Annotated in this window: 25 protein-coding genes; 15 read left to right on the forward strand and 10 right to left on the reverse strand. The window is 60.6% G+C overall.

The annotated features are described in order from the left end of the window. Positions 1–117: 117 nt before the first annotated feature. Both ACIO0C_RS29655 and ACIO0C_RS29660 read right to left on the reverse strand, forming a co-directional pair. Positions 118–588, reverse strand: a complete 471-nt coding sequence (locus ACIO0C_RS29655) for a MaoC family dehydratase (protein WP_008056792.1) — start codon at positions 586–588, stop codon at positions 118–120. Between the two features lie 41 nt (positions 589–629). Continuing rightward, positions 630–1,574 (reverse strand): lysophospholipase, encoded by a 945-nt coding sequence (locus ACIO0C_RS29660; RefSeq protein WP_401317821.1) that lies wholly within the window; start codon positions 1,572–1,574, stop codon positions 630–632. A gap of 227 nt (positions 1,575–1,801) precedes the next feature. Between ACIO0C_RS29660 and fadD2 the strand changes: the two genes are divergently transcribed. Further along, a complete protein-coding gene (gene fadD2, locus ACIO0C_RS29665) occupies positions 1,802–3,490 on the forward strand; it encodes a long-chain-fatty-acid--CoA ligase FadD2 (RefSeq protein ID WP_401317823.1) in 1,689 nt (562 codons plus the stop codon). A gap of 259 nt (positions 3,491–3,749) precedes the next feature. Further along, positions 3,750–5,450 (forward strand): long-chain-fatty-acid--CoA ligase FadD1, encoded by a 1,701-nt coding sequence (gene fadD1 / locus ACIO0C_RS29670; RefSeq protein WP_401317824.1) that lies wholly within the window; start codon positions 3,750–3,752, stop codon positions 5,448–5,450. A gap of 177 nt (positions 5,451–5,627) precedes the next feature. Here the strand turns inward: fadD1 and ACIO0C_RS29675 are convergent, their stop codons facing one another. Next, the gene (locus tag ACIO0C_RS29675; RefSeq protein WP_008019269.1) at positions 5,628–6,005 is read right to left on the reverse strand and encodes a hypothetical protein; all 378 of its coding nucleotides are present in this window, start codon (positions 6,003–6,005) and stop codon (positions 5,628–5,630) included. 199 nt (positions 6,006–6,204) lie between these two features. On the opposite strand from ACIO0C_RS29675, the gene ACIO0C_RS29680 reads away from it, so the two are divergent. The 3 genes from ACIO0C_RS29680 to def all read left to right on the forward strand — a co-directional run bounded on the left by ACIO0C_RS29680 (position 6,205) and on the right by def (position 8,072). Beyond that, a complete protein-coding gene (locus ACIO0C_RS29680; protein WP_008056799.1) occupies positions 6,205–6,396 on the forward strand; it encodes a CsbD family protein in 192 nt (63 codons plus the stop codon). Between the two features lie 174 nt (positions 6,397–6,570). Continuing rightward, a complete protein-coding gene (locus ACIO0C_RS29685; protein WP_401317827.1) occupies positions 6,571–7,530 on the forward strand; it encodes a YihY/virulence factor BrkB family protein in 960 nt (319 codons plus the stop codon). A gap of 2 nt (positions 7,531–7,532) precedes the next feature. After that, complete coding sequence (def, locus tag ACIO0C_RS29690) at positions 7,533–8,072, forward strand: peptide deformylase (protein WP_401317830.1); 540 nt, start codon at positions 7,533–7,535, stop codon at positions 8,070–8,072. A 6-nt stretch (positions 8,073–8,078) separates the two neighbouring features. On the opposite strand, the gene ACIO0C_RS29695 is transcribed toward def, so the two are convergent. Then, positions 8,079–8,489 carry a GNAT family N-acetyltransferase gene (locus tag ACIO0C_RS29695; RefSeq protein WP_401317832.1) on the reverse strand — a complete coding sequence of 137 codons (411 nt, stop codon included), beginning with the start codon at positions 8,487–8,489 and terminating at the stop codon, positions 8,079–8,081. Positions 8,490–8,804: 315 nt separating this feature from the next. Here ACIO0C_RS29695 and ACIO0C_RS29700 point away from each other — a divergent pair, with 315 nt between their 5' ends. Continuing rightward, positions 8,805–9,371 (forward strand): cysteine hydrolase family protein, encoded by a 567-nt coding sequence (locus tag ACIO0C_RS29700; protein WP_401317833.1) that lies wholly within the window; start codon positions 8,805–8,807, stop codon positions 9,369–9,371. Between the two features lie 68 nt (positions 9,372–9,439). On the opposite strand, the gene ACIO0C_RS29705 is transcribed toward ACIO0C_RS29700, so the two are convergent. The 4 genes from ACIO0C_RS29705 to ACIO0C_RS29720 form a co-directional block, all read right to left on the reverse strand. Further along, on the reverse strand, positions 9,440–9,646 hold the full coding sequence (locus tag ACIO0C_RS29705) for an SEC-C metal-binding domain-containing protein (protein WP_008056806.1): 207 nt from the start codon (positions 9,644–9,646) through the stop codon (positions 9,440–9,442). Then, positions 9,643–10,137: an LEA type 2 family protein gene (locus ACIO0C_RS29710; protein WP_401317835.1), complete on the reverse strand. Its 495-nt coding sequence runs from the start codon at positions 10,135–10,137 to the stop codon at positions 9,643–9,645. Before ACIO0C_RS29710 ends, ACIO0C_RS29705 begins: the two co-directional genes overlap by 4 nt. 109 nt (positions 10,138–10,246) lie before the next feature. Then, positions 10,247–10,723: a YchJ family protein gene (locus ACIO0C_RS29715; protein WP_008056808.1), complete on the reverse strand. Its 477-nt coding sequence runs from the start codon at positions 10,721–10,723 to the stop codon at positions 10,247–10,249. Between the two features lie 4 nt (positions 10,724–10,727). Then, the gene (locus ACIO0C_RS29720) at positions 10,728–11,225 is read right to left on the reverse strand and encodes a DUF6231 family protein (RefSeq protein ID WP_401317838.1); all 498 of its coding nucleotides are present in this window, start codon (positions 11,223–11,225) and stop codon (positions 10,728–10,730) included. A 190-nt stretch (positions 11,226–11,415) separates the two neighbouring features. Here ACIO0C_RS29720 and ACIO0C_RS29725 point away from each other — a divergent pair, with 190 nt between their 5' ends. The 4 genes from ACIO0C_RS29725 (at position 11,416) to ACIO0C_RS29740 (ending at position 14,098) form a co-directional block, all read left to right on the forward strand. Further along, positions 11,416–12,111, forward strand: coding sequence for an OmpA family protein (locus tag ACIO0C_RS29725; RefSeq protein ID WP_008056810.1), 696 nt, complete (start codon positions 11,416–11,418; stop codon positions 12,109–12,111). 92 nt (positions 12,112–12,203) lie between these two features. Then, complete coding sequence (locus tag ACIO0C_RS29730; protein ID WP_401317840.1) at positions 12,204–12,920, forward strand: OmpA family protein; 717 nt, start codon at positions 12,204–12,206, stop codon at positions 12,918–12,920. A 148-nt stretch (positions 12,921–13,068) separates the two neighbouring features. Continuing rightward, complete coding sequence (locus ACIO0C_RS29735; RefSeq protein ID WP_401317843.1) at positions 13,069–13,347, forward strand: DUF1145 domain-containing protein; 279 nt, start codon at positions 13,069–13,071, stop codon at positions 13,345–13,347. Further along, positions 13,340–14,098 carry a collagen-like protein gene (locus tag ACIO0C_RS29740; RefSeq protein ID WP_401317845.1) on the forward strand — a complete coding sequence of 253 codons (759 nt, stop codon included), beginning with the start codon at positions 13,340–13,342 and terminating at the stop codon, positions 14,096–14,098. The genes ACIO0C_RS29735 and ACIO0C_RS29740 overlap by 8 nt, the downstream gene beginning before the upstream one ends. A gap of 40 nt (positions 14,099–14,138) precedes the next feature. Here ACIO0C_RS29740 and ACIO0C_RS29745 read toward each other — a convergent pair whose 3' ends face one another. Next, complete coding sequence (locus ACIO0C_RS29745) at positions 14,139–14,603, reverse strand: CopD family protein (RefSeq protein WP_401317847.1); 465 nt, start codon at positions 14,601–14,603, stop codon at positions 14,139–14,141. A gap of 99 nt (positions 14,604–14,702) precedes the next feature. On the opposite strand from ACIO0C_RS29745, the gene dinG reads away from it, so the two are divergent. The 5 genes from dinG (at position 14,703) to pdxH (ending at position 22,581) form a co-directional block, all read left to right on the forward strand. After that, entirely contained in the window at positions 14,703–16,847 is a 2,145-nt protein-coding gene (gene dinG, locus ACIO0C_RS29750) for an ATP-dependent DNA helicase DinG (protein WP_401317848.1), read from the forward strand. A 95-nt stretch (positions 16,848–16,942) separates the two neighbouring features. Continuing rightward, complete coding sequence (locus ACIO0C_RS29755) at positions 16,943–19,444, forward strand: beta-agarase (RefSeq protein WP_401317850.1); 2,502 nt, start codon at positions 16,943–16,945, stop codon at positions 19,442–19,444. Between the two features lie 112 nt (positions 19,445–19,556). Next, the gene (locus ACIO0C_RS29760) at positions 19,557–20,702 is read left to right on the forward strand and encodes a serine hydrolase domain-containing protein (RefSeq protein WP_401317852.1); all 1,146 of its coding nucleotides are present in this window, start codon (positions 19,557–19,559) and stop codon (positions 20,700–20,702) included. A gap of 112 nt (positions 20,703–20,814) precedes the next feature. Continuing rightward, positions 20,815–21,909 (forward strand): OmpA family protein, encoded by a 1,095-nt coding sequence (locus ACIO0C_RS29765; protein ID WP_401317854.1) that lies wholly within the window; start codon positions 20,815–20,817, stop codon positions 21,907–21,909. A gap of 24 nt (positions 21,910–21,933) precedes the next feature. Next, positions 21,934–22,581: a pyridoxamine 5'-phosphate oxidase gene (pdxH, locus tag ACIO0C_RS29770; RefSeq protein WP_401317856.1), complete on the forward strand. Its 648-nt coding sequence runs from the start codon at positions 21,934–21,936 to the stop codon at positions 22,579–22,581. A 5-nt stretch (positions 22,582–22,586) separates the two neighbouring features. Here pdxH and ACIO0C_RS29775 read toward each other — a convergent pair whose 3' ends face one another. Beyond that, the gene (locus ACIO0C_RS29775; RefSeq protein ID WP_272604933.1) at positions 22,587–22,823 is read right to left on the reverse strand and encodes a hypothetical protein; all 237 of its coding nucleotides are present in this window, start codon (positions 22,821–22,823) and stop codon (positions 22,587–22,589) included. Positions 22,824–22,984: the final 161 nt, after the last annotated feature.

Raw genomic sequence — 22,984 nt, forward strand, 5'->3', positions numbered from 1 at the left:
AGTCCGAAAAGTCTGATTATGGCTGACAAGCGCCAACAGCAAGGGGGAGCAAGCTCCCCCTTCGGTTTTTACCGGACACTAGTGACGCAGAGCGTAGGAACGATCGTAGCGGGCGGTTCAGCCAATGCTGATCGGCGGCAGCTCGGTCAAGGTCACCGACTGTTGCTTGCGCGGCGCCAGGATCTGCGCCTCGCCGTCCACCACCAGCTCATCGCGCTGGTTGAACACGCGCGTGGCGATGCGCACACGAAACTTCGGCAGTTTCTCGAGGATTTCCAGGCGCACCGTCAGGGTGTCGCCAATCTTCACCGGCTTCTGAAAGCTCATCTGCTGGCCTATGTAGATAGTGCCCGGCCCAGGCAGCTCGCAGGCTACCGCGGCACTGATCAGTGCACCGCTGAACATGCCGTGGGCGATACGCTCCTTGAACATGGTGCTGGCGGCGTATTCGGCGTCCAGGTGCACCGGGTTGTGATCGCCCGACATCGCGGCGAACAGCTGGATATCGCGCTCTTCAACGGTTTTGCTGAAGCTGGCGGTCTGGCCGACTTCGAGATCTTCGTAAGGGGTGTTGGTAACCTGGGTCATGTCTCTGGATTCCTGTGACGAATTAAAAAATTCACAAAAAACTATTCGGTTCGGTGTGGCCGGGGACTGCTCAACGCCTGGTTGATCCAGGCCAACAGGTCGCTCGTCACTTCATCACGGTTGATGTCGTTGAACAGTTCGTGCCGTGCCTGCGGGTAAACGGTCAGTTGCAAGCTCTGGCTGCCAGCCTCGCGTAACGCGTTGGCCAGATCCTTCAGACGTTTGCCCTCACTCACCGGATCACATTCGCCGCCGATCACCAGCAGCGGCAGGCCCGGATCGATCTGGGCGAGATTGGACGCTTTGCTGATTTGCTGCAACCCGCCGAGCAAATCGATCCACAGTTGGTTGGTACAGCGAAAGCCGCACAGCGGATCGTTGGCGTACAGGTCGACTTCCACCGGGTCACGGCTGAGCCAGTCGAAGCGGGTACGCGCCGGTTTGAATTTTTTGTTGAACGAGCCGAACGACAGCCATTCGATCAGGGCGCTACGCCCCTTGGGGCCCTGGCGCAGGCGTTCGACACGAGCGATTTGGCGGGCCGCGCGATAAAGGGCCACGGGCTGGAAGTTCGAACCGCTGAGAATGGCCCCCTGCAGGCTGGCGCTGTGGTGCAACAGATAGGCCTGGGCGATGTAGCTGCCCATGCTGTGCCCCAACAGCACGATGGGCACCCCGGGGTGCTGTTGGCCGATGTGCTGGTTGAGGCACGCCAGGTCACCCACCACTTTGGCCCAGCCGTCTTCGTCGGCGAAATGGCCCAGCGTCCCGTTTTCGGCAGTTTTGCCATGTCCACGCTGGTCGGGTGCGTAGACGCCGTAGCCCTGTTCGCAGAGTTTTCCCGCCAGGCGCGCATAGCGGCTGCTGTGTTCTGCCATGCCGTGAGCCAGCAAAATCACGGCCTTGAGCCCGCCAGCAGGCAGCCACTGGTTGACGAAGAGGCGGCTGCGGTCACTGGTGGTCAGCCAGAACGTGTCGTGGATCATGGCGATTCCTTTCCATGCAGGGGGCGCGAGGTGGTTGCATTGTATAGCGCATAACGCCGCTGGCATCAGCCCACGCCACGGCGGGAAGATTCACACGATCAATGACGCATTGGCCCATATTTGCCTGATTCACCATAGCTGCTAGTGTCCGTGAAGCTCCGCGTTCTGTTGTCGAGAAATGGCAGATCAGCGGCCCCGGATAGGTTCAGGTAAAGAGGACAAAAACAATGCAACCTGATTTCTGGAATGACAAACGCCCGGCCGGCGTACCCCTGGACATTGATGTCGCTGAATACAAGTCGGTCATCGAGGTGTTCGAGCGTTCCTGCAAGAAGTTCGCGGATCGCCCGGCATTCAGCAACATGGGTGTCACCCTGACCTACGCCGAACTGGAACGCCACAGCGCAGCGTTCGCCGGTTACCTGCAAGCCCACACCGACCTGGTGCCGGGGGATCGCATCGCGGTGCAGATGCCCAACGTCCTGCAATACCCGATCGCCGTGTTCGGCGCCTTGCGCGCCGGGCTGATCGTGGTCAACACCAACCCGTTGTACACCGCGCGGGAGATGCGTCATCAGTTCAAGGACTCCGGTACCCGGGCACTGGTGTACCTGAACATGTTCGGGGCCAAAGTCCAGGAGGTGCTGCCGGACACCGACATCCAGTACCTGATCGAAGCGAAGATGGGCGACCTGATGCCCGCCGCCAAGGGCTGGCTGGTCAATACGCTGGTGAGCAAGGTGAAGAAAATGGTCCCGGCCTATTCCTTGCCCCAGGCCATTTCCTTCAAAAGCGCCTTGCACCAGGGCAAAGGGAAGAGCATCAAGCCGCTGAACGCCGGCCTCAAGGATATTGCGGTGCTGCAATACACCGGCGGTACCACCGGCCTGGCCAAGGGGGCGATGCTGACCCACGGTAACCTGGTGGCGAACATGCAGCAGGCGCGGGCCTGCCTCAGCCAGTTCACGGCCGACGGCCAGGCGCTGCTGCGCGAAGGCCAGGAGGTGATGATTGCACCGCTGCCGCTGTACCACATCTATGCGTTCACGGCCAATTGCATGTGCATGATGGTGACCGGCAACCACAACGTGCTGATCACCAATCCGCGGGACATTGGCGGGTTCATCAAGGAGCTGAAAAACTGGCGGTTCTCGGCATTGCTCGGGCTCAACACGCTGTTTGTCGCGCTGATGGACCACCCGGACTTCAAGACCCTCGACTTCTCCAGCCTCAAGCTCACCAACTCCGGCGGCACCGCGCTGGTCAAGGCCACGGCCGAGCGCTGGGAGCAGTTGACCGGTTGCCGCATCACCGAAGGTTACGGCTTGACCGAAACCTCGCCGGTGGCCTGCACCAACCCGTATGGCGACCAGTCGCGCATCGGCACGGTCGGCCTGCCGGTGCCGGGCACCACGTTGAAGGTCATCAACGACGAAGGTGTCGAACAGCCTTTGGGCGAGCGGGGAGAGCTGTGCATCAAGGGCCCGCAGATCATGAAGGGCTACTGGCAGAAACCCGAAGCGACCAACGAAGTGCTGGATGCCGAGGGCTGGTTCAAGTCTGGCGACATTGCGGTGATCGACCCGGACGGCTTTGTGCGCATCGTCGATCGTAAGAAGGACATGATCATCGTCTCGGGTTTCAACGTGTACCCGAACGAAATCGAAGACGTGGTCATGGCTCACCCAAAAGTCGCCAACTGCGCGGTGATCGGGGTACCGGACGAGCGTTCGGGCGAGGCGGTGAAGTTGTTCGTGGTGGCCCGTGAGGCGGGGGTCAGCCTGGAAGAGCTGAAGGCCTACTGCAAGGAAAACTTCACGGCGTACAAAGTGCCCAAGCACATCGTCTTGCGAGAATCGTTGCCGATGACGCCGGTGGGCAAGATTCTGCGGCGGGAGTTGCGGGATATCGCATAAGCGTTTCAAAGCCCCGAATTTCGGGGCTTTCAGCGACATATAGGTTTTTTGCTCTAAAATGACCAGCTAGTGTTCTTGAGTCATAAAAGTGACCGTAGAGGCTGCTTTTGGCTCTAGTCGACCCAATTTAAAGCTGCTACTCTCGGCGCGCTTTGTGACTTCTCGGCCTAGTAAAAAGCCAGACTCACCTATAGACAAACACCAATAATAATCGCATCAAATGCGGTGTTGAATTCGCGTTGCTGAGGAGTGGGCTTCCATGATCGAAGACTTTTGGAAGGATAAGTACCCAGCTGGAATTGCTGCCGACATCAATCCAGACGAGTACCCGAATATTCAGGCAGTGTTGAAGCAGTCCTGCCAACGCTTCGCCAACAAACCGGCATTCAGCAACCTGGGCAGGACAATCACCTACGGTGAGCTGTACGAATTGTCCGGTGCCTTTGCCGCTTACCTGCAACAGCATACCGATTTGCAGCCGGGCGATCGAATCGCCGTGCAACTGCCGAACGTGTTGCAGTACCCGGTTGCCGTCTTCGGTGCCATCCGCGCCGGCTTGATCGTGGTCAACACCAACCCGCTGTACACCGCACGGGAGATGGAACACCAGTTCAACGACTCCGGTGCCAAAGCCCTGGTTTGCCTGGCCAACATGGCGCACCTGGCGCAAACCGTGGTGCCGAAAACCGGGGTCAAGCACGTGATCGTCACGGAAGTGGCGGACCTGCTGCCACCGCTCAAGCGTCTGCTGATCAACAGCGTGATCAAGTACGTGAAGAAGATGGTGCCGGCCTATCACTTGCCCAAAGCCGTCAAGTTCAACGACGTGCTGAGCAAAGGCCATGGCCAGCCCGTGACCGAAGCCAGCCCGGCCAGCAGCGATGTGGCTGTGCTGCAATACACCGGCGGCACCACCGGCGTGGCCAAGGGTGCGATGCTGACCCACCGCAACCTGGTGGCTAATATGCTGCAGTGCAAGGCGCTGATGGGCTCCAACCTCAATGAAGGCTGCGAGATCCTGATTACGCCGCTGCCGCTGTACCACATCTATGCCTTCACCTTCCATTGCATGGCGATGATGCTGATCGGCAACCACAACATCCTGATCAGCAACCCGCGCGACCTGCCGGCAATGGTCAAGGAATTGTCGAAGTGGAAGTTCAGCGGTTTCGTCGGCCTCAATACCCTGTTCGTGGCCCTGTGCAACAACGAAGGCTTCCGCAAGCTGGATTTCTCGGCGCTGAAAGTCACCCTGTCCGGCGGCATGGCCCTGCAACTGGCCGCGGCGGAACGCTGGAAAGCCGTCACCGGTTGCGCCATCTGCGAAGGTTACGGCATGACCGAAACCAGCCCGGTGGCCACGGTCAACCCGATCCAGAACATCCAGATCGGCACCATCGGCATTCCGGTGCCGTCGACCCTGTGCAAAATCGTCAACGACGCCGGTGTCGAGCAGCCGATGGGCGAAATCGGCGAGCTCTGTGTGAAAGGTCCACAGGTCATGAAGGGCTACTGGCAGCGCCAGGAAGCCACCGATGAAATCCTCGACAGCGAAGGCTGGTTGAAGACCGGCGACATCGCGCTGATCCAGCCCGATGGCTACATGCGCATTGTCGATCGCAAGAAAGATATGATCCTGGTGTCCGGTTTCAACGTGTACCCAAATGAGCTCGAAGACGTGCTGGCGACCCTGCCGGGCGTGCTTCAATGTGCGGCCATTGGTGTGCCTGACGAGAAATCGGGGGAGGCGATCAAGATATTCATCGTCGCCAAGCCGGGCGTGACCCTGACCAAGGAACAGGTGATGGAGCACATGCGAGCCAACGTCACCGGCTACAAGGTTCCGAAAGCCGTGGAGTTCCGCGATGCGCTGCCGACCACCAATGTCGGCAAGATCCTGCGTCGTGAACTGCGTGATGAAGAGTTAAAGAAGATCAACGGGAAGAAAACCGCCGCGTAACAAAAAAGCCCCGCAGATGCGGGGCTTTTTCTGATCGTTCCCACGCTCTGCGTGGTAACGCATCCCGGGACGCTCTGCGTCCCAGCATCGGACGCTCTGCGTCCCAGCATCGGACGCTCTGCGTCCGGGGCGGCATTCCCACGCAGAGCATGGGAACGATCAGGGCAGAGCGGGGAGTTATTGGCGAAACGGCGCGAAATTGACGTTGGTGCCCGCCGGGCGCATGTCCTGCAGGAACGAGTCCTTGTCGGCGCTCAGTTCCAGGCTCAAGGCTGCCTTGCGCTTGCCTTCATTGCGCACCACCAGGCCTTCGAGCTTCTCGCGCAGGAACACCGTCGGCACTTTCAGGTGCAGCAGTTCGTCGGTGTCCGGGGTGTGCATCAGCAGGTGAATCCACTCGTACTGCCCAACCGCCAGGCGCGACACCGGGATGTCGAACCACCAGATGTTGCGGTTGCGGTTCAGTTCGGTGAAGTGGCAATTGTTGACGCCAAGCACAGCACCGCCGAGTTCCTGATTTCTGCGGGCAATGGCCTGCTTTTTATCGAGTTTCATAACATTCCTACAAAATTGGATCTTCAGCGCCAAGGCCTGAATACGTTGCGCATTCTCGGGGGTTGCCGGGCAAACATAAAGCCCAACCTGCATTGAACGATGAAATGTCACCTGAAAATAAATGAAACTCCCTGCAAACGCCCCCGGTCAACCTTGTGTAACCACTTTTTCTCATTGAGATGTTCACAGGAGAAACACCATGGGCAGCACAAGCGATAAAGTCAAAGGCATGGCCAACGAAGCCGCTGGTAACGTCAAGCAAGGCGTGGGCAAGGCCACCAATAACCCCAACCTGCAAGCCGAAGGCAAGGCTCAGGAACGCAAAGGCGAGGCCCAGCAGGCCGTCGGCAAAGCCAAGGACGCGATCAAGAAAGGTGTCGACAAAGCGTAAGCCTTTCGTGAGCGTAAGAAACGGCCATCCACGGATGGCCGTTTTTGTGTCAGCCTGAACTTGAGGGACGAAATTGTTTCAAAGTCGCAAGGTAGGCTAGTTTGATGAAATGCAAGCGGCCCCTGAGTCGCCACGATCTCAACCCAACCCTTTATGCGGCGAATGGAGACGCGAATGATTTTCCCGGACATGAGAGGCCTGCCCCTGCACCGTGTGATGATGCGCACGGTCACCGAGTTCGTCGACGACGAAATGTCGACTTATGCCTCGGCGCTGGCCTATCAAATGCTGTTTTCGCTGTTTCCGTTCATCCTGTTCCTGATTGCCCTGATCGGCTTCCTGCATCTGCCGGACTTTTTTTCCTGGTTGCGCCTGCAATCGGAACTGGTTTTGCCACCCCAGGCGCTGGAGCAAGTGAACCCGGTGATCGACCAGCTCCAGCAATCCAAGGGTGGCCTGCTGTCGGTGGGTATCGTGATTGCCCTGTGGACCGCGTCGGCCGGTGTGCGCTTGATGATGAGCGCGATGAACGCCGCCTACGATGTGGTTGAAGGCCGACCGGCGTGGAAGCGCTTTCCGCTGTCGATCATCTACACCGTCGGCATCGCCGGGATGCTGCTTATCGCAGCCGCCCTGATGGTGCTGGGGCCGCAGGTGATGAGCTGGATCGCGGCGCAAGTCGGGCTTGAGTATTTCATTGTCACGCTGTGGAGCATCGCGCGCTGGCCGGTGATCGTGATTCTGTTGATGGTCGCCGTGGCACTGATCTACTACGTCATGCCCGACGTCAAACAGGAATTTCGCTTCATCACCCCAGGTTCGGTGCTGTCGGTGGTGGTGTGGATCATCGCGTCCCTGGGCTTCGGTTTGTACGTCAAGGAATTCGCCAACTACAACGCCATGTATGGCAGTATCGGTGCGATCATCGTGCTGTTGCTGTACTTCTACATATCCGCCGCCGTGTTGTTGCTGGGCGCGGAAATGAATGCGGTGATCGAGCACATGTCGCGAGAGGGCAAGGACCCTGGCGAGAAGGTTCCCGGCGAGCATGGTCCCGTCCATGAGGAAAAACACCACGTGTCGGGGCTGGGCCGCGATCATTCAAAACCCAAACCGACCATTGACGAAACCTGACCATGATCCGTGAAATTCTGAAAATGGGCGATGAACGCCTGCTGCGCGTTGCCCCGCATGTGCCGGCCGAGATGTTCGACAGTCCCGAGTTGTGGCAACTGATCGACGACATGTTCCAGACCATGGAAAGCGTCGGCGGGGTCGGGCTGGCCGCCCCGCAGATCGGTGTCGACCTGCAATTGGTGATCTTCGGGTTCGAGCACAGCGAACGTTACCCGGACGCCGAAGCGGTACCGCAGACCATTCTGATCAATCCGCTGATCACGCCGCTGAGCCCGACCCTGGAAGAGGGTTTCGAAGGGTGCCTGTCGGTGCCTGGCCTGCGTGGCGCGGTGGATCGATATCAGCACATCCGCTACGAAGGGTTCGACCCCAAGGGCGAGCCGATCGTGCGCATCGCTTCGGGGTTTCACGCGCGGGTAGTGCAGCATGAGTGCGACCACCTGATCGGTCGGTTGTACCCGTCGCGCATCAGCGATTTCAGCAAGTTCGGGTTTACAGAAGTGATGTTCCCGGACCTTGATCCCAACGCCGACGACTGACCTGTCCTAAGGCGTCAGGCCCATGGCGATCATCGGCTTGCTGCGGGCGTAGCGACTCAGGCGCTCGACCATGGCGTACGGCATCGGCGGATCGAAGGCAAAGCCACGACGTTGATAAAAATCACGCAAGTCCGGATGGCAGAACAGCCATACCGGGCTTTCAATGTGGCGGGTCGCGGCGGCGATCAACGCGCAAGCGACACCTTGTTCGCGACAGGCCGGGTCGACAAACAGCCCGGTCAGCCAATGCCCGCCGGACACCGGTCGCAAACACAGTGCTGCAACGATCTCGTCGCGCCGCGCAACCCACAATTGTGCGTCGCGCGCCGCCTTCATCGACGATTGGTGGGCGCGATAAAATTTGTTCATCAGCGGCCATAAAGGCTCGTCGAGCCGGGTGTACTGGGTGTCGGGCATGGTTTTGGACTGTCGGTGCGCAAAGTCTGAGATTATAAAAGAACACGCCGGCTGCGATAGGTGTATACCTGATCTCACATCCCCAGTCCGTGGAGTACGCATCATGTCCAAAGGTATGGATTCGAAGAAAGCAGCGAAGAAAAAACCGCTGAAAACCGCCATCGAAAAGCGCACGGAAAAGAAAGCCAAGAAGGTGGGCGTGTTCGGTCATTGAGCCCGCGCAGGTGATCGCTCCCATGCAACATGGGAGCGATCCTTATGAAATAATCTGCAAAATCTGCCCATACCCTTCAACCCTGTCTGAGAAAAGTCTGCATGGAGCTAAAGACCAACGCGGCGCTGATCATCATCGACCAGCAGAAAGGCATCCTGCACCCCAAACTCGGTCGGCGGAACAATCCCCAGGCCGAGGAGCGCATCCTCGAACTGCTGGGTCATTGGCGCCGCAGCGCTCGGCCGGTGATCCACGTGCAGCATCTGTCGCGTTCAGAGGATTCAGTATTTTGGCCTGAGCAGTCCGGGGTCGAATTTCAGGAACGATTTCTGCCTGTGCCTGGCGAACGACACATTCAAAAACAGGTACCGGACGCGTTTTGTTCGACGGGTCTGGAAGCCGTTTTGCGCGAGGCGGGGATCGAGCAATTGGTCATCGTTGGCGTGGCGACCCACAACTCGGTGGAGTCCACGGCGCGCACGGCAGGCAATCTGGGGTTTGAGACTTGGGTCGTGGAGGATGGCTGCTTTACCTTCGACAAGGCCGACTTTTTCGGCAATGCCCGTTCAGCCGAAGAGGTCCATGGGATGTCGCTGGGGAACTTGCATGGCGAGTACGCCACAGTCGTCAGCAGCGCACATATCCTGGAAACGCTTGAAAGCCTGTAGGAGCCGGCTTGCCGGCGAAGGCGGCCAGCCTGATACACCGCAGCCCCTACAGAGAGATGTTCAGCCGATCAAGCGCCGTGGCACTTCTTGAACTTCTTGCCGTTGCCGCATGGGCAAGGGTCGTTGCGGCCAACGTCTTTCAAGGCGTTGCGCACCGGTTCCTGGTGGGCGTGGCCGCAGTTCGGGCCGTGGACATGGCCATGGTCGTGATCATGCTGGTGATGGTCATGATCGTGGTTGCAGTCTGGGCCATGAACATGGGGTTGCTGGGTCATCGAGGTTGCTCCGGAATTAGATCGGCGGGGATTATCACGCCATTACGCGCCAGGTGCACGTAGTGAGCGATGAATAAACCGGTTTCCATCTCACCTTCCAGACGATAGGGAACGGCCTGCTCGGGGTTTTTCAGCTGTTTGACCAGGTCCTTGACCTTGGGCCAGAGGTTGGTGCGGATCGGCACCTTGTAGAAACGGCTGCTCCTGGGGTTAACGGAGATCCAGTGCTCATGCTCACCTTCGGCCAACAGGATGTCGCCCAGGTGGATGCGATACTCCAGGCCGCGCACGGTCAACTCGCTGTCGCGACGGTTGTCGATGCGAAAGTGCAGGACAAACCGTTGCTCCATCAGCTTGGCCCGCACAACTTCAACCTTGACCAGATGCACCTCGGGGTCTGGTTCATCGGTACTGAACCAGGATGCGCAGCCGCCGAGCCCCAGGCAAAGAGACAGCGTGAGCAGGAAGCGTGCGAGTTGCTGGGTGATCATGGTCGTTTGTCTCCCTTGAACCTGTAGGAGCTGGCTTGCCAGCGAAGTCGCCGTGTCTGACACACCGCGTCGTATGTTTCGCCGGCAAGCCGGCTCCTACAGATCGGGGTCAGCTACCGAAATACCCCGAACAGCACTTCTTGAACTTGTGCCCGCTGGCGCAAGGGCAGGCGTCGTTGCGCCCAATGTCCAGTTGCACCGTAGGGTCGATGAAGTACCAGCGTCCGGCGTTCTGCACGAACGAGGAGCGTTCGCGATGGCTGTGCTCGCCGCTGCCGTCGTGCCAGCGTGCGGTGAACGTGACGAAGGCATGCTCCGGCTGGCCGCCGAGTACTTCGGAACTCTCGACTTCAAGCCCCAGCCAGGTGCTCTGGGCACTCCAGTCGGTGATCGATTGACGATCGAGCCCGCTCTGCTGGGCGGGCAGGGTGGTTGCCACCAGGTAATCGATCAGGCCCAGTACGTAGGCGCTATAGCGCGAGCGCATCAGGGCTTCGGCGCAGGGTGCCGGGTGCCCGGCATGGTAATGGCCGCAGCAGGCATCGAGCAGGGTGCCGCTGCCGCAAGGGCAAATGGATGTACTCATTGCGTTACCACCAGTATTTCCCGAAATTTTCCGGATTGGCCCAGAACCGCGAGTTGAGCCAGTCGGGTACTTGTTTGTAGTCAAGCAGATCATAGGTGAACAGCGTCAGGACCTGTTCGTCACGCTGGAAGCGTTCGCTGGCTTGCAACGCCAGGGAGAAAAAATCCGTTTCCTGCCAGCCGCTCGCTGGCAAGTCGGCCAGCACCGCAATGCGGCTGGCGTTGAGGTTGCGAATGCCACCGAGCAGGTTCAGGCCATCACGCTTGGGCAAGTGCTCGAGGCAGTCGACCACCAGCGCCAGATCAAAGCGGCGCGCCGCCAGCTCGGCGGGCAAAAGCCCGGGCGCCGCATGCGCCACGCTGCTGTCCGGGTGCGCAAGCTTGAAGGCCTCAAGCGCGGGGAACTCGCTGGCGCCAATCAACAACAGGCGCGCAGGGGCATAACGGTCCAGCATCGCTGCCAGCGCCTGCTGCGGCGTGCGTGAAGAAATACCTGCAATCATCGAAGATCCTCAATCAGATTTGCCAAGACTAGCCTGCCCGCTTGTTCGATCCTAGAGCGGCTTTGCCTGAAAAGTGACGATCGCCTGTGAACACGGGACAAAACTGCTATGGCCTATTGCTGGCGGAGATTAAAACTCCGGTCTTTACTCCCTGAATCGGTTCTAAGCCGATCCTTCAGGAGAAAACTAGATGAGCATAGTTCGGACAGCATTACCCCTGGTTCTGCTAACCAGTGTGTTGACTGGTTGTGCAGGTTTGCAGAAAACCGACTGGCCGACCTGTGCCGCGGTCGGTGGTGTCGTAGGTGCGGGTCTCGGCGCGACCGAGAGTTCATCATGGGCCGGTTATGGCGCGTTGGTAGTCGGTGCTACGGCGGCAGCCTATTGCTGGGTTCACGGTGATGGTGACGAAGATGGCGATGGTGTGCTCGATAGCCGCGACAAGTGCCCAGGCACGCCAAGAGGCGTGAAGGTCGATGCCGATGGCTGCCCACCACCAGCGCCTGCTCCAGTGGTTGAAGAGGTCGTGGTGGTCAAGGAAGAAACCATCGTCATCCGCGATGTCAACTTCGAGTTCGACTCGGCCAAGCTGACGGCCGCCGATAAAGACAAGCTCAACACCATTGCCACCCGCCTGAAACAGGAAGCAGCCAGCGCCCGACTGACCGTGACCGGTCACACCGACAGCGTGGGCAGCGACGCCTACAACCAGAAACTGTCGGACCGCCGCGCGCATTCGGTGGTGGAATATCTGATCGAAAGCGGTGTGCCTCGCAGCAGCTTCGTGTCGGTCAGCGGCGCCGGGGAAAGCCAGCCGGTTGCCGACAACAAAACCGCTGACGGCCGCGCGATGAACCGTCGCACGGAAATCAAAATCAACCGCTAGACCCCTCGCATCCACGGCTTGTGCAGTCGTGGATGCGGGTCTTTACTCCTGTGTAACCGGCATCTGCCGGTGACACAGGAGCTTTTAAAAAAATGAGCAATTTCACACGGACCGTCTTGCCGGTTCTCCTGCTTGGCAGCCTGTTGACCGGTTGCGCTACTCACAGTGATGGCACCGCCCCCCTCAATCAACGTACCTGGCCGATCTGCAGCCTCATTGGCGGACTGGTCGGCGGAGGCCTGGGCGCTATTGGAAGTAGCGGTTGGGCGGCCGGTGGAGCGGCGCTCGGGATCTTGAGCGGTGGCTTGATCTGTTATGCCCAGGATGGCGACGAAGACGACGATGGCGTATTTGACCGTCGCGATCGCTGCCCTGACACGCCCGCCAATACCCCTGTCGAACATCATGGCTGCCCGCTGCCGCAATACCCGGCCAGTGTGAAGGCTGAACCTGTGCAAGCCGAAGTCATTACCCTGAGCGATGCCGACGATGTGCTGTTTGCCTTCAATAGCGCTGACCTGACCCCCAGCATGCAAAGCAAGCTGGATTCGGTCATGGGCAAACTGCAGGACCCCAGCGTCGCGAGCATCAAGGTGATCGGCCATACCGACAGCGTCGGATCGGATGAGTACAACCTGGAACTGTCGCAAAAACGTGCCAGCAGTGTCGCCGAATACCTGCTCAGCCAGCACGTTGCACCCGATAAAATCACCAGCGAAGGCAAGGGTGAAAGCGAGCCTGTTGCCGATAATGAAACCGAAGAAGGCCGTGCGGAAAATCGCCGCGTGGAATTGCACATCAATCGCTGAGCCGCGCAATAGAGCCGTCGGGCGATGATTGACGTCGTTCCGTCGGCCATTTGCCGAACTTCATGAAGAATTTGCGCTTGCCCTCTGGCTAATCCCGCGTGGAAGCCGTTACTGTGCAAGCAAATAATAATTCTCATCGGGGGCGGGTATGAAGGTGATATGGGGGCTGGGGAAGCTGTTGACCCTGGTGTTCTGGTTGGTGGTGCTGGTCAATCTGCTCACACCGTTCATCTATCCGCTGCACCCACTGGTCAATCTGGCCGGCTGCCTGCTGGCGGGGCTTCACCTGCTGGAGGCGGTGTTCTGCTACCGCAGCCTCAGGGGCCGTGCCCATCCTTGGCTCGATCGCTTGAAAGTGCTCATTTTCGGCGTATTCCACCTGCAATCCATCCCGGCCCCCACCGCACGTAAGGCTTCCCATGCGTAAACTCTGTCTGCTCGCCGCCCTCATCAGCCCATTGGCGTGTGCCCAGGTGGTGAGTGTCGAAACCAACTCGCTGATGCGCCTGCCCAACACCGCCAGCACCTTGCAACTGGAACGCCTGGAAGTGGCCGATTACGGCACCTTGCTGATTCCTTCGAACGTGACCGAGGTCAGTGTCGGTGAACTGCACTTGGGCCGCGAAGCGCGGATTACCATCGTCCCTGGAGAGCAGGCGCTGGAGTTGAAGGTCAACCGTGCTGACCTGTCCGAGGGCAGCCAGATCACCGCGCGCGGCGCACCGGGGACTTACCAGAAGGCTGCCCGCTCCGGGCGCAACCTGAACTTGCAGATCAAGGCGCTGAAGGCACCGCAACTGCTGGTGGATGCTCGCGGTGGCGCGGGTGCACCAGGTTTTGTCGGCCTCGACGGGGCCAACGGCCAGGCACCGGGTTGCGCCTGGGGCCAGGCGGGTCGTGGTGCCGACGGCAGCGATGGCAGCAATGGCCAGGCCGGTGCGCCTGGCGCGGCGGTCAGGCTGGCCGTGCCGCGTGATTACCCGGCGGACCAGATCAAGGTGCAAGTGGCCGGCGGCGCCGGTGGCGTGGCCGGGCCAGGCGGCAAGCCGGGGGCGGGCGGCAAGGCCAAGGGTTGCCTGGTCTACAAGGCCGATGGCGGCAAGAGTGGCAAGCCTGGGGTAGATGGGCAGCCGGGAGTGGAGGGTGCTGCGGGGTCGGTAACGGTTCAGCGGTTGTAATTCCCCAGACCGATCGTTCCCACGCAGAGCGTGGGAACGATCAAAGCGTCGGCCTGGCCGCCGCAATCGCCACCAACACCAGACCCACAATCAGATTGATCCCCACCAACCGGCGAATCCTCCCCAGCACTGCAGCCCCCGCCGGCCAATCCTGGGCCGTCACCGCAGTGCGCAACTGCGGCAACATCAACGCCTGGATCCGGATGAACAGCGCGGTCATCACCACATACAAACCCATCATCACCTGCACGTAACGCGGTGCGGTTTCAAAACCGCTGTACTGCAAATGAATCATGCCGACGCCACTGATCGGCAACAGCACCACCGCGACCCATACCCAACGAAAAAAACCCTGAAACACTTCTAGCCACAGCTTCAGCCGGGCAGGACCCTCCAGTGCCTTCAAGGCCGCGGGGCGCAAGACCATCCAGGCGAAAAACATGCCGCCGACCCACACCAGTGCGGCGAGGACATGCAGGCTATAAATGAGGCTAAAAGGTGTCATTGGGTTACTCCGTTCTGCGCGGGACTCATTAGCGGGGTATGATAGCGGCCGAATCGAACTACTGAAAATTTATCCAGCATTTTTTGCGCCCGACAATCCATGATCAGCACCGAACTCAAAACCACGATCCAGGGCGCCTATTCGCGTTTTCTCGAAGCCAAGAGCCTCAAGCCGCGCTACGGCCAACGCCTGATGATTGCCGAAATCGCCAAGGTCCTCGGTGACATCGACACCGACGACGAAGGCCGGCGCAGTGGCGACCCCGCGATTGTCGCGGTGGAAGCCGGCACCGGTACCGGCAAGACCGTGGCCTACAGCCTGGCGGCCATCCCCACGGGCAAGGCGGCCGGCAAACGCCTGGTGATCGCCACGGCTACCGTCGCCTTGCAAGAGCAGATCGTCTACAAGGACTTGCCCGACCTGATGCGCAACAGTGGGCTGAATTTCAGTTTTGCGCTGGCCAAGGGACGTGGGCGCTACATGTGCCTGTCCAAGCTCGACATGTTGCTCCAGGAAGGTCACGCACAGACCGCCACCGCCCAGCTGTTCGAAGAAGAAGGCTTCAAGATCGAGGTCGATGAGGCCAGTCAGAAGCTGTTTACCAGCATGATCGAGAAGCTCGCCGGCAATAAGTGGGACGGCGACCGCGACAGTTGGTCCACGGCCCTGGAAGATGCCGACTGGGCGCGCCTGACCACCGATCACAGCCAGTGCACCAACCGCCATTGCCCGAACTTCGGCCAGTGCGCCTTCTACAAGGCCCGTGAGGGCATGGGCAAAGTCGATGTGATCGTCACCAACCACGACATGGTCCTGGCCGATCTGGCCCTGGGTGGTGGTGCCGTGCTGCCCGATCCGCGCGACACCATCTACGTGTTCGACGAAGGCCATCACCTGCCGGACAAGGCCATTGGTCATTTCGCCCATTACACGCGCCTGCGTTCCACTGCCGACTGGCTGGAAACCACCGCCAAGAACCTCACCAAGCTGTTGGCCCAGCATCCCTTGCCGGGTGACCTGGGCAAGCTGATCGAACAAGTGCCGGAGCTGGCGCGGGAGATCAAGACCCAGCAGCAGTTCATGTTCACCGCCTGCGAACAGGCCGCCGATTTCAAACCCGGCGAAGACGTCGAGGGCCGCGAACGTCCGCGTCACCGTTTCGTCGGCGGGGTGATTCCCGAGCACATGCGTGAAATGGGCATCGAACTGAAGAAAGGCTTTGCGCGCCTGACGGACCTGTTTACCCGCCTCACTGAGTTGCTCAAGGAAGGCATGGACGGCGAGGTCAATATCGGGATCGCCAGTAACCAGGCCGAAGAGTGGTATCCGCTGTTCGGCAGCCTGTTGTCCCGCTCTTCGGGCAACTGGGAATTGTGGGTCGCGTTCACCGCCGAAGACCCGGAAGACAACCCGCCCATGGCGCGCTGGCTGACCCTGGCGGAAAGCGGCTCGCTGTTCGATATCGAAGTCAACGCCAGTCCCATCCTGGCGGCGGAAATGCTCCGGCGCAACCTGTGGAACGTGGCCTATGGGGCACTCGTAACCTCCGCGACCCTGACTGCCCTGGGCACCTTCGACCGCTTCCGCATGCGCGCCGGCTTGCCAAAAAAAGCCGTGACCGCCGTGGTGCCGAGCCCGTTCCATCACGCCGACGCCGGTGTGTTGCGGGTGCCGAACCTGAACGCCGATCCGCGGGATGCAGCGGCCCATACCGCGGCGATCATCCGCGATCTGCCGGAACTGGTCGAAGGCTCAAGGGGCACGCTGGTGCTGTTTTCCTCGCGCAAGCAGATGCAGGACGTGTTCGACGGCCTGGACCGCGACTGGCGCAAGCAAGTGTTCATTCAAGGCAACCTGTCGAAACAGGAAACCCTGAACAAACACAAGGCGCGGGTCGATGGCGGTGATTCCAGCGTGCTGTTCGGCCTGGCGAGTTTCGCCGAGGGTGTCGACTTGCCCGGCGCGTACTGCGAGCACGTGGTGATCGCCAAGATTCCGTTCTCGGTACCGGATGACCCGGTCGAAGCGGCGCTGGCCGAATGGATCGAGGCCCGTGGCGGCAATCCGTTCATGGAAATTTCGGTTCCGGATGCCTCGCTGAAACTGGTCCAGGCCTGCGGTCGCCTGCTGCGCACCGAAGAGGACCGCGGCACCATCACCTTGCTCGATCGGCGCCTGGTCACCCAGCGCTATGGCAAGGCGATCCTCAATGCGTTGCCTCCCTTCCGTCGTGAAATTTCCTGATAAACCGGTGGGCAGTTTTGCCCGCCGCGTTGTCTATCTCTCTACCATCGCTTTTCCATTGGCCCGCCCGGGTCGCTAGGGAGAATTCCGTTCTCATGATTCGCTGTTCGCTACCTGCCGTTCTTGCCCTGATGTTCGCAACGCCCTTGCTGGCCGCACCCGCAGGCCAACAGACGCTGTTCAACTTTGTGCGCCCCGCCGACGTGGTCCAGGTGGCGACCCAGGACGCCAGCCTGCCGCAATCCAATGCCGAACAGACGCCTGAAGGCGAAGTGCTGCGTCGGGTGACGTTCAATCCGGTGGCCCGGCCAACCCTGCGCCTGTCCCCGCAGAGCGGGGCGTGGGACTGGTCGCAGTCGGGTGTCATGAGCCTGCGGATCCAGAGCGCGATGAACTGGGCCGTGACCCTGTACGTGACTATCCAGAGCAACGACGGCAAGACCTTGGTCAGTCGCGTCGATCTTCCAGCTGGTCCGGCGCAGACCCTGTTGGTGCCCTTGCAGCCGACTTCGCCGCTCAGCCAGGGCATGAAGGCGGGTCCGCCAATGCCGATGACGGTCGACGGACAGCGCGTTTTGCTCGCCAGCAGCGCCGGTGAGCTGGACCGCAGCCAGGTGGTGTCGGTCAGCTTGTCCATGGATCAGCCGAAAGCCCCCCAGAGCATCCTGCTGGAGCGTTTTGGCGTGCAGGACGGCGAAGGGGTGACCCAAGCAGTCTATGGCACTCTGGTGGACGCTTATGGCCAATCGACCCGGGCCAAATGGCCAGAAAAGGTCAGCAGCGACGAACAACTGAAAAGCGCCGCCGCCAAGGAACAACAGCAGCTGAAAACCTGGTTGATCGCGCGCGAAAAGTCCTCCCTCGACAAGTTCGGCGGCTGGACCACCGGGCCGACGTTCAAGGCCAGCGGTTTTTTCCGCACCGAGAAACGCGACGGCCGCTGGTACCTGGTGACGCCGCAAGGGCATCCGTTCTTCTCGCTGGGGGTCAATGCAGTTACGGCGGACGTCAACCAGACCTATGTCGCCGGTCGTGAATGGATGTTCGAATCCCTGCCCAAGCCTGACGAGCCGCTGGCCAATCACTTCGGTGAAGGCGATAACCGCGGCGGTAACGGTGTCGATCAGGGCCGGGGCTTCAATGCTGGCAAGTGGTACGACTTCTATGGGGCCAACTTGCAGCGCCTGTATGGCGACCCTTGTGCATTGGGTAGCAATACCAAGGCCGGCGTCGCTGAAGCGGCCAAGGCCGACGCGGTAGAGGCAACGACCGAAAAAGCTGCCGAGCCCCCCGTCACGCCCTCAACGGCCGAATCCGGTGTCGCCGAAGCCGCCAAGGCCGGCGCTGTCGATGCGACGGTGGCGAAAGCGGCTGAGCCAACACCTGCCGAGCCGTGCAAAACGACGTTCGATGAGCAACGCTGGACCGGCCACACCCTCGATCGCCTGCAAGCCTGGGGCTTCAACACTCTCGGCAACTGGAGCGCTGAGATCCTGGGTGACGCTGAACGCGTTCCCTACACCTTGCCCCTGTCGATCGTCGGCGATTACGCCAGCATCAGCACCGGCAGCGACTGGTGGGGCGGGATGCCCGACCCGTTCGACCCGCGTTTCGCCATGGCGACCGAGCGCGCGGTGGCCATTGCCGCCCGCGACCACCGCGACGACCCATGGCTGATCGGTTACTTCGCCGACAACGAACTGGCGTGGGCCGGTCCAGGCGATGACCCGAAAGCCCGTTACGCCCTCGCGTACGGCACCTTGAAAATGACCACCGACGTGCCGGCCAAGCGCGCGTTCCTCAAGCAGTTGCGCGACAAGTACCGCAACCAGGCGGGCTTGTCGAAAGCCTGGGGTATTGATCTGCCAGCCTGGGAACTGATGGAAGACCCGGGCTTCGTGCCGCCTCTGCCAAGCGCCGAACACCCGGAAATCGAGGCTGACTTCAAATATTTCCAGAAGGTTTTCGCCGACACTTACTTCAAGACCATTTCCGACTCGCTGAAGTGGCACGCGCCAAACCAGCTGTTGCTCGGCGGCCGGTTTGCCATCAGCACTCCGGAAGCGGTTGAGTCCTGTGCGCAGTACTGCGATGTCCTGAGCTTCAACATGTACACCTTGCAACCACAGGACGGTTACGACTTCGCCCAACTGCGCAGCCTCGACAAACCGGTGTTGATCACCGAGTTCAACTTCGGCTCGACCGATCGCGGCCCGTTCTGGGGCGGCGTGACGCAACTGGCGAAGGAAGAAGACCGTGGCCTGGCCTACGCCAACTTCCTGAAACAGGCGCTGACCGAACCGTCTATTGTCGGGGTGCACTGGTTCCAGTACCTCGACCAACCCGTGACCGGGCGCCTGCTGGATGGCGAAAATGGTCACTTTGGTCTGGTAGGCATTACCGATCTGCCGTTCCAGGGCTTTGTCGACAGCGTGCGCAAGAGCAATCTGGCGGCGCTCGAGCAGTTGGGCAAAGAGGCGCAGAAGGCCGCGGCCGAGGTCGACAAGGTTAACCATGACGCCGAGGGCGGGCGCAAGGCCGAGGCCGGCACAGGCCCGGGGAAGGGCGCTGGTGGGCATTCCGGTAAAGGTCATTGAGTTCTGATCAGTTCTGCCAGTGATTGACCGCCCAGCCCGCACCTGTTCCCAAAACCCTCAAGGGCTGGAACAATGCGGGCCACTTTTACAGAACGTTTGCGGGGAGTTGCGGGTGCAGATTCAGGGTCATTACGAGCTTAAGTTCGAGGCAGTGCGTGAAGCGTTCGCGGCGCTGTTCGACGATCCTCAGGAGCGTGGCGCCGCGTTGTGCATCCAGATCGCCGGCGAAACCGTCGTCGATCTGTGGTCCGGCACCGCCGACAAGGACGGGGCCGAAGCCTGGCACAGCGACACCATCGCCAACCTGTTCTCCTGCACCAAGACTTTCACCGCCGTCACCGCCCTGCAACTGGTGGCCGAAGGCAAGTTGCAACTGGATGCCCCGGTGGCTCGCTACTGGCCTGAATTCGCCGCTGCTGGCAAAGAATCGGTCACCCTGCGCCAGCTGCTTTGCCATCAGGCCGGGCTGCCGGCGTTGCGCGAGCTGTTGGCCCCTGAAGCCCTTTACGACTGGCAAACCATGGTCGAGGCGCTGGCCGCCGAAACGCCCTGGTGGACGCCCGGCGAAGGTCACGGTTATGCGGCGATCACTTATGGCTGGCTGATCGGCGAGCTGCTGCGCCGTGCTGACGGCCGTGGCCCCGGTGAGTCCATCGTGGCGCGGGTTGCCAAGCCCTTGGGCCTGGATTTTCACGTCGGCCTGGCCGATGAAGAGTTTCATCGCGTGGCCCACATTGCCCGCGGCAAGGGCAATGTCGGCGATGCGGCGGCCCAGCGCCTGCTGCAAGTGACCATGCGCGAGCCAACGGCCATGACCACCCGCGCCTTTACCAATCCGCCGTCGGTGCTGACCAGCACCAACAAGCCGGAGTGGCGGCGCATGCAGCAGCCGGCGGCCAATGGCCACGGCAACGCCCGTAGCCTGGCCGGGTTCTACACCGGGTTGCTCGATGGCAGCCTGCTCGAAGGCGAGTTGCTTGACGAACTGACCCGCGAGCACAGCCTCGGCGAGGACAAGACGCTGTTGACCCGGACCCGCTTCGGCCTGGGCTGCATGCTCGATCAACCGGATGTGCCCAATGCCACCTTCGGCTTGGGCGCGCGAGCGTTCGGGCATCCGGGCGCTGGCGGGTCCGTTGGGTTCGCTGACCCCGAGCATGATGTGGCGTTCGGATTTGTGACAAATACCCTGGGGCCGTACGTCTTGATGGATCCGCGCGCACAAAGGCTTGTGCGGGTACTGGCCACTTGTCTGTAAATCACGCTTAAAGGTTCCGGAGCTGGAACCCGACAGCCTTTTCAGTTTCCAAGCGTCTGTTTATGCGGGCCGATCCGGCCTGATCTTATTACTTCATTTTTGTGGATATCCAATGTCAACCAAACCCACCCTCGCCTTGGCACTGTGCTTTGCTATTACCGGTTGCGCACAGACTCCTAAAAGTGATGTAGACGGCGGCAGTTGGTGGCCGTTCGGGTCTTCCGACAAAGTCGCGACCAAGGCACCGGCTCCAACCCCGGCACCGCTGAAACCGGTTACCCCGCCGGTTGCCAAGGCTGAAAGTTCCAGCCCTTGGTACTGGCCGTTCGGCTCCGAGGAAGCGCTCGATAAAAAACCAGAAGTAAAACCTGTGGCCAAGCCGGTCGAAGTGGCCAAGGCTGAGGCCGATGCGGGTGGCAAGTGGTGGTGGCCGTTCGGTGGCAAAGAGCAGAGCACAGCCAAAGCCGTGCCGATGCCGGATCCGAAAGTCACCCAGGCCTGGCTTGATGACTACGAGCCGCGTCTGCGTACAGCGATCAAGGACAGCAACCTGCAACTCGAGCGTCGTGAAAACGTATTGGTGGTCACCGCGCCGGTAGAAGGCTCGTTCAACCCGGACCGCCCGGCCATGCTGCTGCCGGTGGTGCTCGGCCCGTTCACTCGCGTTGCGAAAATCCTTGAAGCCGACCCGAAGACGGCTGTGCTGGTACTCGGCCACAGCGATACCTCGGGCGCCGCGCCCGCCAACGTCAAGTTGAGCCAGGAGCGTGCGCAATCGGTGGCTGCGATCTTCCGTCTCAGCGGTCTGCAGCGTGATCGCCTGATGCTGCGCGGCATGGGTGGCGAAGCCCCGCGTGCCGCCAACGATAGCGTTGAAGGCCGTGCCTTGAACCGTCGAGTGGAGCTGTTGGTCACGCCGCAAAACACCATGGTCGCACTGCTGAGCAAGTACAATATGCCGGCTCCGGCGCCTGTGCGCATGGTCGCGGCCCAGGACATCAAACCGGTGGCCAAGCCTGTGACTCCAGCCCCTGCCGATGCAAAGAAAGCGGCTGCACCGGTCGCGAAAAAAGCACCGGCCAAGAAAGCCGCCAAGGCGCCAGCCAAGAAGGCACCGGCTAAAACCGCGACGCCAGCGAAAAAGACTGCACCGGCCAAAGCTGCTGCCGACGCGACGAAGGTCGCCGCCGATACCACAAAGAAGTGATTCGTTAACCATAAGGAATGCGCCATGACCAAGGCCCTGGCTGATATGCGCCGCGACTACACCCGTGATGGCTTGACCGAGGCGCAAGCGCCGGCCGAGCCGTTTGCGCTGTTCCACCAATGGTTTGCCGACGCGGTGAAAACCGAGCAGGCACCGGTGGAGGCCAATGCCATGACCTTGGCCACTGTTGACCAGGACGGGCGGCCGCATTGCCGCATTCTGCTGCTTAAGGGCCTGGATGCGCAGGGCTTCACCTTCTTCACCAACTATGACAGCGCCAAAGGCCAGCAGCTGGAGGCGAATCCATTCGCCGCGATGACGTTTTTCTGGCCGACGCTGGAGCGTCAGGTGCGCATTGAAGGTCGGGTGGTGAAAGTGACGCCCGAGGAGTCCGACGCGTACTATCAGGTGCGCCCGCTGGGAAGCCGCCTCGGTGCCTGGGCTTCGCCGCAGAGCCGGGTGATAGCCGATCGCAAAGAACTGGAGTCGCTGCTCAAGGATACCGAGCAGCGTTTCAGCGATACCCAGCCTCACTGCCCTGAACACTGGGGCGGTTATCGTCTGCTGCCAGAACGCATCGAATTCTGGCAAGGCCGTCCAAGCCGTCTGCACGACCGCCTCAACTATTGCCTGCAGGGCGCCAGTTGGATTCTTGAACGCCTGGCCCCTTAAGCAGTCTACCGCTCGGGATAACCTGCCGCGGCGGCCTCAAGCCACTGCGGCAGGTCTCGACGCTTGATTTTCTGCGCCTGAGCGCTCGCCAACCGTTCGAGCATGAAGGCTTTCTTCTGCTCGTCCTTGCCGGCCAGCGCCAATGCCAGGTCCCGGTCCATCCAGCGTCGGATACGCACGTACAGCCAGCCATGGAAGTACAGTCCGGCGACGGTAGTGACGACAATGATAAAGTAATCCATGTAAATCCCCGGTCAGTGGCGTAATGCTGTTCACTTTAGCCATCGTGGTTTAATGGGGCACCCAAATGATCGTTCCCACGCTCTGCGTCACTAGTGTCCGGTAAACATGTTTCATAGCTGAAGGCTGCCTTGGGCAGCCTTCAGCTTTTCTCGCTCCTGCC

This window comes from Pseudomonas sp. NPDC087336, assembly GCF_044744285.1.
GTDB lineage: Bacteria > Pseudomonadota > Gammaproteobacteria > Pseudomonadales > Pseudomonadaceae > Aquipseudomonas.